Origin of the sequence: Salinicoccus sp. RF5 (assembly GCF_020786625.1) — a bacterium.
Classification (GTDB): Bacteria; Bacillota; Bacilli; order Staphylococcales; family Salinicoccaceae; genus Salinicoccus.
This window is the reverse complement of record NZ_JAJGRC010000001.1, coordinates 427,215-440,988: the sequence shown is the minus strand read 5'-3', so window position 1 is coordinate 440,988 and position 13,774 is coordinate 427,215. Positions and strand designations below refer to the sequence as shown.

Genomic DNA, 13,774 nt, shown 5'->3' with positions numbered 1-13,774 from the left:
GTCTACGCCTGCGTCCATGAAATCATTTGCTAGAATATGATGTTTACAAAAAGATTACCGAAAAGTGTGACCGAAATCATTCCTATAATTATTCCTAAAATGAATATAAAGATCAGTCTTCTTTTTTCCATCCTATCATTCCTCCATAAAGTAGTTCCTATTCAAATCTCGAATATAGATGTGGCATAAAATTCCTTGATAATAAACTATAACCGAATTTTGAAAATTCAAACAAAATTGGTTTTCATCATCCGAAAACAGAAGAGAGAGAAGTGTTACTGAAGTTTCTTGGGGATGTTATCCGTATATTGATCGTCATTCCTTTCATCATAAATCCCATTAAAATAATGTGCAGAAAGTCATTGTACTGTACAAAAAAGGGGAGGATCAGCAAAGAGATTTTCCTTGCTGAGCCTCTCTTTCTAATCCTCCGATGCTTCCGCTTCTTCAGTATCTTGCTGCCAAGAATAAAGAGGAGGAAGAACCGGATATCAAAGATGTGGAGTTGAAACAACGAATGAAGAAAAGAATGTGGCTCCTTTTATTGGTAGACTCATGGTACGCGGCTTTCTTTCTTGTCTGAAAGGCGCTTGAATAATATAAAAGGCGCAAGCGTAAAATTTACAAGCAGAATGGAACTGCTGGGAAGAAATCGAATTTTTTCAATCACCTTATTATCTTCCAGAGCTATGAAAGGATAGCTCACCAAAGATACAACAAAATAGATGGTCAACAATATGTAAGGAAATGAGAGGATAGTTCCCTCTGTGAACTCGGTAATAACAAAAATATAAAAACCGAACGCTACAATCGATAAGATGATAGCGATGCCTCTCAGAAAAATGTTGCTTAATTTCATATTGGTCACCCTCCAATCCATAAAAATCTTATGTATTTACTCTATCTAAAATTGAAGTATTTAACAATAGAAGTGCGATTTGAAGATACCAATTATTATGTATGGCCATATATTGAATAGTTCTGAAAATCTGTTCATATTCGGTTCATACAATAATGATAGAATGGATGAAAATGATTTTAAGGGTTTGTACTAGAATGCTTTGTGAAAGGATCGAAAGTATGGCACGCGTTTTGATTGTGGATGATGATAAGAACATAAGGGAATTTATTCGGCTGGAACTTGAAGAAGAGGGATATGCGACAGTCGAATCGACAGACGGCAGAGATGCATTGAGAAATATCAAGGAGCACCCATGTGACATAGCGGTTGTGGATGTAATGATGCCCTATATGGATGGCATTGCACTGACGAAGGAGATTCGTGACATATACAATATCCCCATCATCATCCTTACGGCCAAAGGCCAGATTGAAGACAAGGAATTGGCCTACACGGCCGGTACGGATGACTACCTGGTCAAGCCTTTTGAAGCAAAGGAACTTATATTCAGGATAAAGGCCCTGCTCCGCCGGTATGGTGCAGTGAAGGAAGAGGCCCCGGTCAGGCTCGGCAATGTCCTGCTTTATCAGCAAAACTATTCAATCAAGATCGGTTCCAAGACAGTGAAGCTGCCCCTTAAGGAATTTGAGCTCCTGTATTTGCTTGGTAAGAACCCCGAACGTGTCTTTACGCGAGAACAGTTGATCGAAGACATCTGGGGTCTGGATTTTGAAGGGGATAATCGGACAGTGGATGTGCATATCAAAAGATTGAGGGAACGTTTCAGACAACTATCGGTGCCAGCGCGCATCCATACGGTCAGGGGAGTCGGATATTCCCTGGAGGTGGATGAGTGATGCGCTCCTTATATTCTACTTTTGCTGCAACGACAATAGGTATCATGATGCTCAGCTTTCTGACTGCATTCTTCATTTCGAACACGTATTACCAGCAGTACTTGAAGCCGGAAAATGATGCGAAGAATACGCAGATTGCCAAGGAGATGGCGACCTTCATCGAGGGTAATCCTGAAGTGTCCATCAATGAATATCTCGAGAATATGGCGGCTGTCGGTTACCAGCTATACTTGACTGATGATTCGGGTGATGGGACGTTCTACGGCTCGGAATTCAGGGAAGATGCGCTTCCGAATCATGTCGTTGAAACCGTGCTGGATGGAAACATCCATCATGGCATGCAGGGATTCCCGAGGGAGACGTTCGTCACCGGTTTCTTTGCCAACGAACTTAAGAATACCATCGGTGTGCCTTTGGAGTATCAAGGGGAAAATTACGCACTGTTCATGCGGCCGGATATAGAGAAGCTCTTCAATGAAATGCACCTCCTGTTCGGCTGGCTTTTCCTTCTCACAATCGTTTTGAGCATCATTTTCGTGCTTATTGGGACCAAATATATGGTGCGCCCCGTAACCCGACTGAGTGCGGCCACAAAGGCGCTGTCCAAGGGCAGCTACGATATCGGCGGACTTGAAACGAAGCGGAAGGATGAGCTGGGGGAACTGACGAAGAGCTTTGCCCAGATGGCAGAAAGAATCAGGCAGACTGAAAATATGCGCAAAGATTTCATTTCCAACATAACCCATGATATAAATTCCCCGCTATCCAATATAAAAGGGTACAGTGCACTGCTTCAGAATGAACTGGACAGTGATGGAAAAGCACAGGAATATCTCTCAATCATCAATGGTGAATCCGACCGCATCAGTGCAATGACGAACCAGCTGCTGCTGCTGTCATCTCTGGATCATGAAGAGCATCTTCTGAAAAAGAAGGAATACGATGTCGGCAGTCAGTTGCGCCGGCTGATCCATCGCTATGAATGGAGGATTGATGAAGACAATCTGATGCTTTCCCATGATATCCAAGATGTTGTTATTGCAGGGGACGAAACATTGCTCGAGGCGGTATGGGACAACCTGCTGTCCAATGCAATCAAATATAACAGCAAGTTTGGTGAAATCGGGATAGAGCTGATTGAGCATGAGGATGATATAGAGGTCAGCTTCAGGGATACTGGCATCGGGATGGGAGAAGAAGCGAAGCAGCACATCTTTGAACGGTTCTACCGGGAAGATTCCTCAAGATCGGGGAAGATACAAGGGTCGGGCCTCGGTCTCTCGATTGTGCAGAAAGTTGTGGAGCTGCATAATGGAACGATCAGTGTCCAATCAAATGATCATGGCACTGTATTCCGGGTTGTGCTCCCAAAAAATTAAAATAATCCTCCTCAGTACATATTGCGTTCATATTCGAAGTATAGAGTATGAAATACAGATGAACTGGGGAGGATGTTTTTATGGAAAACAAGAGGAAAGGACTTTCTGAAGTACGATCATCCGGAACGGCCGGTACAGCAGAGGCGGTGTCGGAATGAAGATGGCATGGAAAGAGATGATGAAGTTCAAGACAAGATATGTGATTCTGGGTTCGATAATTTTCCTGATCAGCCTGCTGACGATGATCATAGCCGGCCTGGCGAACGGGCTGTCATATGATAATGCCTCACTCATCAAGGATATGCCCGAAGGCACCTTCTATATGGAGGCGGAAGCGGAATCACAGTATAATTTTTCCGGTTTGGATGAAAAGAAAAGGGCGGAAATCAAAGAAGCGGTACCGGAAGCTGCATTTTTCTCCATACAGATGGGAGAGCTCGAAAGTGACGATGGGAAGCGGCATGGCGTTGCATTCGTCAATTCAGACGGAAGTCTCTTTCCTCAAGTGGAGGAAGGGGAGACCATTTTGGATGCTTCACTGATGGAATCGGCCATCAAGGAAGATGAGGGGCTGACCAACAGACTGTTGGATGGCGAATTGCAAGTGGAGTCATTCATCGAACAGCAGAAGTTCAGTCATTCTCCGGTCGCGTTTGTAGATCGTGCAGATTTCGAGGAGATGTATCGTACGGATGCATATCAGATCGCTTTTGTAGAAGGTGAAGACGCGCCTGCAGTGGCGGGGCTTGAGAGATATACAAACGATGAATTCATGAATACCATTCCAAGTTACAGTGCAGAACAGCTGTCATTGAACATGATCGTCGTATTCCTGTTCATCATCAGTGGCATGCTTTTCGGCATCTTCTTCTATATGATCAACGTCCAGAAAATTGCAATGTATGGCATCCTGAAGGCCGTCGGCGTCAAAACAGCAACCCTCTTCAGGATGATGTGGGCTCAGATGGCCATCATCACAACCATCGCCCTCATTTTATCAGTAGGGCTCAGCCAACTGCTTGCCCTGATCATGCCGTCAGGCATGCCATCCATGTTGACGGCCGGTTCTGCTTCCATGATGTCGCTTGTCTTCATCATCATTGGATTCGCCGGTTCCAGCGTGTCGGGAATACAGATCAGCAGAGTGGAACCGATGCAGGCTATAAACCAAGGAGGTGTGTAGGATGCCGATCCTATCAATCGATGGACTTGAAAAGATATTCAGCAGTGCCAATAGAAAAGAAAAGGTTTTGAAGGGCATCAATCTGGAAATCACCAAAGGTGAAATCACTGCACTCACCGGTGCTTCCGGGTCTGGAAAAAGCACTTTGCTCACAATAGCAGCAGGTCTGCAGAAATCGACGGCCGGCACAATCATATTTCAAAACGAAGCGCTGACAGATATGAACCCCCGCCAGGTACGGGCAATACGGGCCAAAAAGTTCGGTTTTGTATTCCAGCATGCGCACCTCGTACCATTTTTGACGGTGCAGGAGCAGCTGGAGTTGATGATGGATACAGCAGAATTGAAATGGAGCAAAGACAGAAGAAATGAGGAAATCAAAAGCATACTTGACCTGGTAGACATGTGGGGACATAGGGACAGTTATCCTGGTACCCTCTCCGGCGGAGAGAAGCAGAGGGTTGCGATTGCCCGGGCAGTCGTCCATAAGCCTGAGATGCTGTTTGCCGATGAACCGACGGCGAGCCTTGATTCGAAACGCTCGATGGAAGTGATGAAACTGCTGAGGACCTTATCCATGGAGAGGAACATCACAGTACTGATGGTGACACATGAGGAAGAAACCCTTGAATATGCTGACACCATCGTACAGATGAAGGACGGGGTCATCGGGAAAGAGTAAGTATGATGAAAAGAAGAAGTATCGCAAGAAAAAATTATCTGTGCGATGCTTCTTTTTCGTACAGATCCAGCTGGTAGAAGCTTAGGTCGAGCCATCTGTCGAACTTGAATCCGACGTTCTTCAATGTACCTGCATGGACAAACCCGAACTTCTCGTGCAATCTGACACTCCCGCTGTTGGATGCATCGATTCCAGCCACCATAACTCTGTATCCTTCTGTTCCCGCAATGCGGATGAGTTCTTCAAGGAGCTGTGTAGCCACTCCTTTACACCTTGCGGATTCTCCGACATAGATTGAGTGTTCAACAGTATAACGGTAGGCAGGTTTATTTCTGAAAGTGCCATAGGTGGCGAAGGCGACTACATGGCCTGCTTCCTCATATACAATGACCGGCTCTTTTTTCTGTTGCTTCTCTTTGAGCCATTGTTCTCTGGCTTCAAGGTCTTCAACTTCATAGGAATATGTGGCGGTGGAGTTGAGGATGGCATCATTATAAATGACAAGGATATGTTCGAGGTCCTGGGCCTCAGCATTTCTGATCATGACTTCACTTCCTCTAATAATAGATGGTCAGTACTGATTCCATTATCACCATTCTATCAGAAGTATCTGGATGCAAAATGGAAGATTTTTAGCTGAAAGAAGATATTACCTTTTTTAATGTGGTAGTCTATAAAATGGAGTATTAAGAATTACACACTCCCACAAATTCATCGAAAGGAGCGATTTGATATGTCTGAATCTACTATGAAAATCATAGATCTACATAAGGACATCGGTCGAAAGCAGATCATCCGGAACCTGAACTTTGAGATACGTCCAGGGGAGGTTTTCGGATTCATCGGCCCGAATGGCGCCGGCAAGACAACTACAATCCGCATGATGGTAGGACTGATTGGCATTACGGAGGGTGATGTCGTCATCAAGGGCCACAGCATCAAAAAGGAATACAGAAAGGCAATCAGCGAAGTGGGGGCAATCGTCGAGAACCCTGAAATGTATCCGTTCATGACAGGCTGGCAGAATCTGAAGCATTTCGCACGCATGTCGAATGGCATTACAGATGAGCGCATCAGGGAAGTCATCAAGCTGGTCGGTCTGGATAAAGCGATCGGAACCAAGGTCGGAAAGTATTCACTCGGGATGCGCCAGCGCCTCGGTATTGCACAGGCACTGCTCCACCGCCCATCGGTGCTCATACTGGATGAACCGACGAACGGACTGGATCCTGCGGGCATCCGTGAGATTAGACGCTACATACGCAGACTGGCAGTGGAAGAGAATGTCTCCGTCATCGTATCCAGCCATCTGCTCAGTGAAATCGAGCTGATGTGTGACCGGATTGGCATCATCAAAAACGGTAAGCTCATCGCAACCAACGATTTGAATGAAGAAACCGATACTGATACTGCCATCGTCAATCTGGATGTGAATCCGCAAGAGGAAGCCATTGAGGTGCTACGGACGATGCCGAATGTTGAAGTGCTGGAGACGGTCGATCGTCTGCAAATCCAGTTGAAAAGGGATGACATACCGCATCTGGTGACGACGCTGGTCCATCGGGATATCGAGGTATACGGCGTCAATGTCACGCAGACCACCCTGGAAGAAAGATTCCTCGAGATGATTGGAGAGAATGTAATTGACTAAGCTATTCGACCTCGTCAGAAATGAACTCGCTAAAATCTACGTACTGAAATCGACCTGGGTCATGTACCTGTTCCTGGTCGCACTCGTCATCTTCAGCCTGATCATGAATACCGTCACCGATTCGGTGGATTCGGAGACGTCCTATTCCGGTGACTGGGAGACTGAACTGCAGGAAGAGAACCAAACACTGATGGAACAGATTGAGACGGAAGGGGAAGAGGATCCTTTCATAGAATCCACTAATATGACCCTGATAGAGGAAAACACGTACCACCTTGAAAATGATATCCGTCCATATGGCTACAACGCCGGCGATTTCGTTCTGGACAACCTCTTCACTACATCACTCGTCAGTCTGTTCGTCATCATTGTTGCCGGTGGCATTGTCGCCAATGAATTCAGATGGGGCACGATCAAACAGCTACTGATCCGACCGATTTCAAGGAGCACGATACTGCTTTCAAAATACGTCGCCGTCCTGCTGTTCACACTGTTCACATTATTATTCCTGATTGCATCGAGCGTCATCGTAGGACTGATTGCATACGGACTGCCGGCCATCAATCCGGAAATCATCGTCAATCGTCCTGAAGGCATGTCGAGCAATGGGATGCTGTCTGAAATTTTCATGCAGTATGGCTTTAAAACCCTTAACATTATCGTACTGGCGACATTCGGCTTCATGATTTCCAGCATCTTCAGGAGCAGCGCCCTTGCAATCGGGCTCTCAATGTTCCTCATGTTCGTCGGAACCACTGCAGCCCAGGCTTTGGCCCAATATGCCTGGTCCAAATATATACTCTTCGCCAACACTGACCTGTCCGTGTACTTCACACCATATGGGCCGATACGTGAAGAGATGACCGTCGGATTCTCAGTAGGAGTCATCGCAGTATACATGATTATATTCATCATTGCCTCCTGGGCTGTGTTCACGAAGCGGGATGTGGCTTAAGAAAGCAAATAAAATCAGGATGAAGCTTCTGCTTCATCCTGATTTTTTAATACACTTTTGCATAGATGACTAATGATATGAACACGGTAGATATCATCAGTGCACCGAACACCTGAAACAGGTAATAGGCTGGTGCATCAATCCAGTTGAACTGGAGAGCTGTCGTAAAAAATATGAAGTAGATTACCATGGCGACGAATGAGGCCATGGTTCCCTTCTGTCTGATCAGCTTCATCCTTTCATCCTTCTGAATAAACTGTGGATATAGATATGCCATGCTGAAACTCACGACTGCCATAGCAATAGTCACATAGAATATGCCTGCCGGTGGTGACTCTGCCATGATTGCTGCAAATCCCGTAAGGCCGGCCAATACAATAAAGAAAACACCGAGTATAAGAAACGACGCTCTCGGACTATTCATATTTAAATATGCCTCCTAATCATTTGGATCACTTATAATCCTTATCCTCCAGAAAGAAAATCTGTTCGACCCTCACTTTGAATAATTCCGCCAATATCATCGCCAGCGGCAGAGAAGGATTGTATCTGCCTTTCTCTATGGAGATGATGGTCTGCCTTGATACTCCCAGTTTTTCAGCGAGTCTATCCTGTGAGTATCCCATTTTCTTTCTATGTTCTGCTACATTGTTTTTCAATAGCATACCACCTCTTTGTTTTCATTTTATTGTAAAGTAAATTTTACGTCAAGTACACTTTACAATAATAGGAGCCCCCAAATATAAAAGTAGAAGTTCAAGTTTCATACAGATCGAATAAATTCACCAGTATATTTAAAAAGACGGGTTCCTGTTTTTAGGAACCCGTCTTTTAAGTTAGAATACATTAAACTATAATGTTTCAGAATCATTGCGTCAGTCCGGCCATCCACATGGAAAGCTGTGGTATGAACGCGATCAGGATCAGGCACAGCACCATGACGATGATGAATGGTATGACTGCGACTGTTGTCTTTTCGATCGACACTTTCCCGACACTCGAGGCGACGAATAGGTTGACGCCGAGTGGGGGAGTCACGAAGCCGATGGCGAGTGCGACGACAAGTATGATGCCGAAGTGGATCGGATCGACGCCGACGGCTGTGACAACCGGCAGCAGGATTGGTGTGAGTACGACCAATGCTGAAATCGTATCGATGAACATGCCGACGACGAGCAGGAACAGGATGACGATGAACAGTATGGCAACCGGGTTGGATGACAGATTCGTCAGGTAGGTTGCGATGCTGTTAGGTATCTGTTCTAGCGTCATGAAGAATGCGAATGATACGGAAAAGCTGATGATGATCATCGTGGTCGCATTGATCATGATGGTTTCCATGAAGCCATCGTAGATCGCCTTGAAATCCAGTTCCTTATAGATGAATATGCCGACGATCAGGGCGTAGACGACGGCTGTGACAGCTGCTTCCGTCGGTGTGAATATACCGCCGTAGATTCCGCCGAGTATGATAACGGGGATGAGCAGCGCCCATTTGGCCTCGTTCAGTGCCTTCAGCACATCCTTGAAGTCGAATGTACGTTTATCTTCCGAAGGCTTGTATCCTTTCGCCTTGGAGATGAAGTAGGCCGTCAGCATAATGGCGATGCCGACGAGCATTCCAGGCAGGATGCCTGCCATGAACAGTGCACCGACGGACACGTTGCCGATTGCGCCATAGAGGACGAGCGGAATGCTTGGCGGGATGATGACGCCCATGGAACCCGCCGTTGCAGGAACGGCGGAGGCGAAGCCCTGATCGTAGTTTCTTGCGATCATCGCCGGAATCATGAATCCGCCTATTGCCGCAACCGTCGCCGGACCTGAACCGGCAATGGCAGCAAAGAACATGCATGCAACAATGGTAACGAGTGACAGCCCACCGGTCATCCAGCCTACCAGGGCAGTCGCCAGGTCAAGCAGTCTTTTCGAAATGCCGCCCTTACCCATGAGTACACCCGCCAGAATGAAGAACGGGATGGCGAGAAGCGGGAAGGAGTCGAGTGATGTGAATGCCTTCTGGGCAATCAGGCTGATCGGCAGGTCGGTGCCGAACCATATGGCTGCGAGTGCTGAAACCCCGAGCGAGATGGCTATGGGTACACCGATCAGGAAACAGAGTATGAAGACACCGAATAATATAGCTACTGTCATGATGCCGCCTCCCCAGGTTTGTCATAGTCTTTTTTGATGATTTCAATCATCTGCAGGATGAGGCGTATCATCATGCTCAAGGCGCCGAGCGGGACGGCGAGATATGGCAGCCAGAATGGAATCTGAGTTGCTGGGGCGACCTGGCCATACTGCAGTGTCGTCATGACAAGCTCGGTTCCAAAAATCGCAACGAGCAGGACCATCAGGAACCAGATGATGAGGGCGACCATATCAAGCACCTTCCGGGTCATTCCATGGAAGAGGTCGATGAATGCCGAGACTTTGATATGCTCCCTCAGTTTCACTGCGTAGCCTGCACCGATCCAGACTTGGAATATGTGTATATAGCGTGCGGCTTCCTCCGTCCAGCTTGGGGCGTTCTGGAATATATACCTTCCGATGACTTGTCCGAAAATGAGCGCTACCATAAGGACAAGAGTCGCGATGAGAAAACCTTCTTCAATTCTATTGAATTTTTTGATCATTGTTCCGCTCCTTCTGTAGGTAGTAGGGCGTGCAGCTATTCATCTTTTGCCTCGAAAAGGTCGTCTATTAGATTATTGCCGAGCTTTTCGTCGTATTTTTCATATACAGGCTCTGCCGCCTCGATGAACGCTTCACGCTGTTCTTCGGTTATATCGTTTACCTTGAGGCCATCCTCCTTCATTACTTCGAGATATTCCTCATCCTGCTGGTGGGCGAGTTCCCGCTGCTCCTCCCGGAACATGATGGCCGCATCCATGACCACTTCCTGCAGGTCTTCAGGTAGCCCTTCATAGAAGTCATTGTTCATAAGGAGGACAGTCGGCATATAATATTGGCCGACGAGGCTCATGTATTCCTGTACTTCATACAGGTTGCTGGTGTAGTAGAGCGAAATCGGGCCTTCCATAGCGTCGTATGTACCCTGCTGCAATGCGGTGTACATCTCACCGAAGGCGAACGGTGACGCATTGGCTCCGAATGCCTTGAAGATATCCGTCTGGACGGGACTCTCCAATGTTCTGAACTTCAGGCCCTCAAGGTCTTCTGGTTCATAGATGGGGCGTTCATTATTGGTGATATGACGGAAGCCGTTTTCGGCGTATACGAGCCCCTTCAGGTTGTAGTCCTCCAGCTCATCGAGCAGGCTCTGGCCATACTCACCATCAAGTACCTTATAGGCTTCTTCGTAGTTGTCGAAAAGGAAGGGGAGGTCGAGCACCATGAAATTCTGGTTGAAGGATGAGACGACTGCGAGTGCTGGAATCGTCATCTCGACATTGCCGAGCTGTACCGACTCGACGGCTTCCCGGTCGGAAGGGAAGAGGGATCCGCTTGGATAAAGTTCGACTTCAAGTCTGCCGCCGGATTCCTCTTCGATCTGCTCCTTGAATTTCTCCCCGATGATATGCGAGGAATGACTTTCCGAAACCAGATAGGCCAGCCGGATTGTTGTTGTTGTTTCGGATGACTCGTTCTGGTTCGGACGGCCGCATGCGGACAGGACAAGCGTCAGCATGAGGGCAATAAAAATCGTTTTTTTCATTAATGGACACGTCCCTTTATTTGAATGATGGTTGTGCATATTCGTGGTGGAGGTGAAACGGGTATGGATGATGTTGGAACAAATACCACGCCATACCATATGTATGTAGTCTAATTTGCGCACATTGTATGCTATAGTATTTTCACAAAACTGTAAAGATTAAAAATATATCATCAAATATGTCATCTACACATGGGTAATTAAATTTATCCAGGTGGATTTTAACTCATGACAGAAGAAAGGGCACACCCTGATTCCAGGATGTGCCCGTAGGACCGTGCTATATATCTTCCAGCAGTGCATGTGAAACTTCGTTCTTTCTCGGGGCCCGTCTGAAGAGGTATTCACCGCTCCGGATCGAGGCAAGTACATCTGCCCGTTCACGTACTGCTTCATACGTGTCATATGCATCAAGTACGATGAAGTTTGCCGGCTTGCCCTGTTCGATGCCATACTCATCGTTCAGCTGCATGACCTTTGCACCATTATATGTGATGAGGTTGAAGGCCTTGTTTATTTCATCTATATGCGTGTAGTGGGCGAGGTGGATGCCGTTGTCGAGAATGTTCATCATGTTTCCATTGCCGAGCGGATACCAGTAGTCGGCGATGGAGTCCTGCGCAAATGCAACTGCATTGCCGTTTGAGAGCAGTTCCTTCACACGCGTCAGTCCCCGACGTTTCGGATAGCTGTCGCTGCGACCCTGCAGATGGGCATTCTCGGTCGGACAGGAGATGAAATTGATCTTCGATTCGTGGAAGAGGCCCATCATCTTCGCCACGTAGCTGTCATCTGCCGATCCGAAGCTGCACGTATGGCTCGCTGTCGTCTTTTCACCGTAGCCCTTCTCCATGACAAGTGCATTGAGCACTTCCAGGAAGCGGCTGTTGGGATCATCATTCTCATCGCAGTGGATGTCGATCATGACATCATATTTGAGGGCGAGGTCGACGATGCGCTTCAGCGATTCCACGCCATGCTCATACGAGATTTCAAAATGGGGGATGCCGCCGACGACATCCGCCCCCATCTCAAGGGCTTTCTCGACAAGTTGTTCCGCTCCGTCATAGCGGAAGAACCCTTCCTGTGGAAATGCGACAAGCTGAAGCGTCACTACATCCTTCAGTTCCTCCTTCAACTTGAGCAGGGCCTTCATGCCGGTGAGGTTCGGATCCGTCACATCCACATGCGTCCTGATATACTGGACACCATGGTTCAGCTCCTTCCTTATGCCCTGGAGGGCACGTTCACGCACCATTTCTTCAGTCAACGACTTCTTGTTGTCGCTCCAGCGCTGTATGCCTTCAAACAGCGTGCCTGAAATGTTGGCGTTGCCCGGGCCCAGGCCTGAAAAGATATAATCAAGATGAAGGTGTGGATCGACGTAAGGCGGGAGGACCAGGCGGTGCTCCAGATCGATCACCTCTTCAGCATCATCAAGATCCTGGCCGATGGATTTGAAGACACCGTTTTCCACCAGGATTTCACTTGCTTCATCCTGTCCATATATTTTGGCATTGATGAACTTTTTCATAATTGCGCTCCTCTCTATTTTCAATACATACCAATTTTAAGAGAGAAGGGGGGTCAAATCAACAAAGTAGCAGGAGCAGACACCACTAAAAGAATATGAATGGAGGAATATGAATGATATTCATCGGAATAGATCTGGCATGGACATACCGGAACGAGACGGGTGTATGTGTCATGGACGCGGACGGCCGGGTGGAATTCCTGGATGCTGCTGTCTACAGCAACGAGGATATACTGGACATCATCATGGACTACACCGATGGTCCTGTGATGATTGCGATCGACGCCCCGCTCATCGTCAATAATGAAAGCGGGTCAAGGGGTGCAGAAGGGGAGCTGATGCGTTCAAAGATTCATGGCCACAGGCTGTTCGCCTTCAACTCGAACCGCGCCTTCCTTACCCGTGCATTCGGGGACATACGTGGAGAGACTTTGATGAACCACATCATCCAGTCGGTACCCGGCATCAGAATCGGTTTCGACAACAGAGCGTCCAATATTGTCGAAACCTTCCCGACAGGCATCTGCTGCGGTCTTTTCCCTGATAAGCATCCAATCAGGTACAAAAAGAAGCGTAAGATGACCTTCAAGGAGACATGCGGGGAGATGGACCGGCTGACAGGTCTTTTCAAAGAAATGGAAGCGGAAGGCAGAGTGCAAGATCTCATTGAAAAAATAGATTGGGACCTCCGCAGTGCAACACGGAAATCGCACAAGCATCTGGAGGATAAGGTGGATGCGTTCCTATGCGCATACGGCATGTATAACATATATACGGGTGCCGCAGAAGAGAAGATGTTTGGCAGTATAGAGGAGGGGTTCATCATTCTTCCTATAAAAAATGAATGACATAATCTCCAATTATTGACTGAAAATTCAGAAGGGTATATGATGGTGTCAAAGGATTTTTTACATATCCTTACACAACACGCTTGATGAGCAGAAGGGGAT

15 protein-coding genes are annotated in these 13,774 nt (G+C 47.1%); 7 read left to right on the top strand and 8 right to left on the bottom strand.

Features of this window, described 5'->3' with window-relative positions; genetic code table 11:
• Positions 1-553: 553 nt before the first annotated feature.
• Entirely contained in the window at positions 554-859 is a 306-nt protein-coding gene (locus LLU09_RS02435; protein ID WP_031545150.1) for a hypothetical protein, read from the bottom strand.
• A 221-nt stretch (positions 860-1,080) separates the two neighbouring features.
• On the opposite strand from LLU09_RS02435, the gene LLU09_RS02430 reads away from it, so the two are divergent.
• The 4 genes from LLU09_RS02430 (at position 1,081) to LLU09_RS02415 (ending at position 5,002) form a co-directional block, all read left to right on the top strand.
• Positions 1,081-1,758, top strand: a complete 678-nt coding sequence (locus LLU09_RS02430; protein WP_228310325.1) for a response regulator transcription factor — start codon at positions 1,081-1,083, stop codon at positions 1,756-1,758.
• Entirely contained in the window at positions 1,758-3,137 is a 1,380-nt protein-coding gene (locus LLU09_RS02425; protein WP_228310324.1) for a sensor histidine kinase, read from the top strand. Before LLU09_RS02430 ends, LLU09_RS02425 begins: the two co-directional genes overlap by 1 nt.
• Positions 3,138-3,291: 154 nt before the next feature.
• Positions 3,292-4,320: an ABC transporter permease gene (locus LLU09_RS02420; RefSeq protein ID WP_228310323.1), complete on the top strand. Its 1,029-nt coding sequence runs from the start codon at positions 3,292-3,294 to the stop codon at positions 4,318-4,320.
• Position 4,321: 1 nt separating this feature from the next.
• A complete protein-coding gene (locus LLU09_RS02415) occupies positions 4,322-5,002 on the top strand; it encodes an ABC transporter ATP-binding protein (protein WP_228310322.1) in 681 nt (226 codons plus the stop codon).
• A gap of 34 nt (positions 5,003-5,036) precedes the next feature.
• Here LLU09_RS02415 and LLU09_RS02410 read toward each other — a convergent pair whose 3' ends face one another.
• The gene (locus LLU09_RS02410) at positions 5,037-5,546 is read right to left on the bottom strand and encodes a GNAT family N-acetyltransferase (protein WP_228310321.1); all 510 of its coding nucleotides are present in this window, start codon (positions 5,544-5,546) and stop codon (positions 5,037-5,039) included.
• Positions 5,547-5,735: 189 nt separating this feature from the next.
• Here LLU09_RS02410 and LLU09_RS02405 point away from each other — a divergent pair, with 189 nt between their 5' ends.
• Complete coding sequence (locus tag LLU09_RS02405; protein ID WP_228310320.1) at positions 5,736-6,653, top strand: ABC transporter ATP-binding protein; 918 nt, start codon at positions 5,736-5,738, stop codon at positions 6,651-6,653.
• Positions 6,646-7,608: an ABC transporter permease gene (locus LLU09_RS02400; protein WP_228310319.1), complete on the top strand. Its 963-nt coding sequence runs from the start codon at positions 6,646-6,648 to the stop codon at positions 7,606-7,608. The genes LLU09_RS02405 and LLU09_RS02400 overlap by 8 nt, the downstream gene beginning before the upstream one ends.
• 46 nt (positions 7,609-7,654) lie before the next feature.
• Here the strand turns inward: LLU09_RS02400 and LLU09_RS02395 are convergent, their stop codons facing one another.
• The 6 genes from LLU09_RS02395 to LLU09_RS02370 form a co-directional block, all read right to left on the bottom strand.
• Positions 7,655-8,032 (bottom strand): permease, encoded by a 378-nt coding sequence (locus tag LLU09_RS02395; protein WP_228310318.1) that lies wholly within the window; start codon positions 8,030-8,032, stop codon positions 7,655-7,657.
• Between the two features lie 28 nt (positions 8,033-8,060).
• Positions 8,061-8,267, bottom strand: coding sequence for a helix-turn-helix transcriptional regulator (locus tag LLU09_RS02390; protein ID WP_124010060.1), 207 nt, complete (start codon positions 8,265-8,267; stop codon positions 8,061-8,063).
• A gap of 208 nt (positions 8,268-8,475) precedes the next feature.
• Positions 8,476-9,762 carry a TRAP transporter large permease gene (locus tag LLU09_RS02385; protein WP_228310316.1) on the bottom strand — a complete coding sequence of 429 codons (1,287 nt, stop codon included), beginning with the start codon at positions 9,760-9,762 and terminating at the stop codon, positions 8,476-8,478.
• On the bottom strand, positions 9,759-10,247 hold the full coding sequence (locus LLU09_RS02380; protein ID WP_040104603.1) for a TRAP transporter small permease: 489 nt from the start codon (positions 10,245-10,247) through the stop codon (positions 9,759-9,761). Before LLU09_RS02380 ends, LLU09_RS02385 begins: the two co-directional genes overlap by 4 nt.
• 35 nt (positions 10,248-10,282) lie before the next feature.
• Complete coding sequence (locus LLU09_RS02375) at positions 10,283-11,290, bottom strand: TRAP transporter substrate-binding protein (protein ID WP_228310315.1); 1,008 nt, start codon at positions 11,288-11,290, stop codon at positions 10,283-10,285.
• Between the two features lie 280 nt (positions 11,291-11,570).
• Positions 11,571-12,824 carry an amidohydrolase family protein gene (locus LLU09_RS02370; RefSeq protein WP_228310314.1) on the bottom strand — a complete coding sequence of 418 codons (1,254 nt, stop codon included), beginning with the start codon at positions 12,822-12,824 and terminating at the stop codon, positions 11,571-11,573.
• Between the two features lie 113 nt (positions 12,825-12,937).
• On the opposite strand from LLU09_RS02370, the gene LLU09_RS02365 reads away from it, so the two are divergent.
• Entirely contained in the window at positions 12,938-13,672 is a 735-nt protein-coding gene (locus LLU09_RS02365) for a DUF429 domain-containing protein (protein ID WP_228310313.1), read from the top strand.
• Positions 13,673-13,774 lie beyond the last annotated feature (102 nt).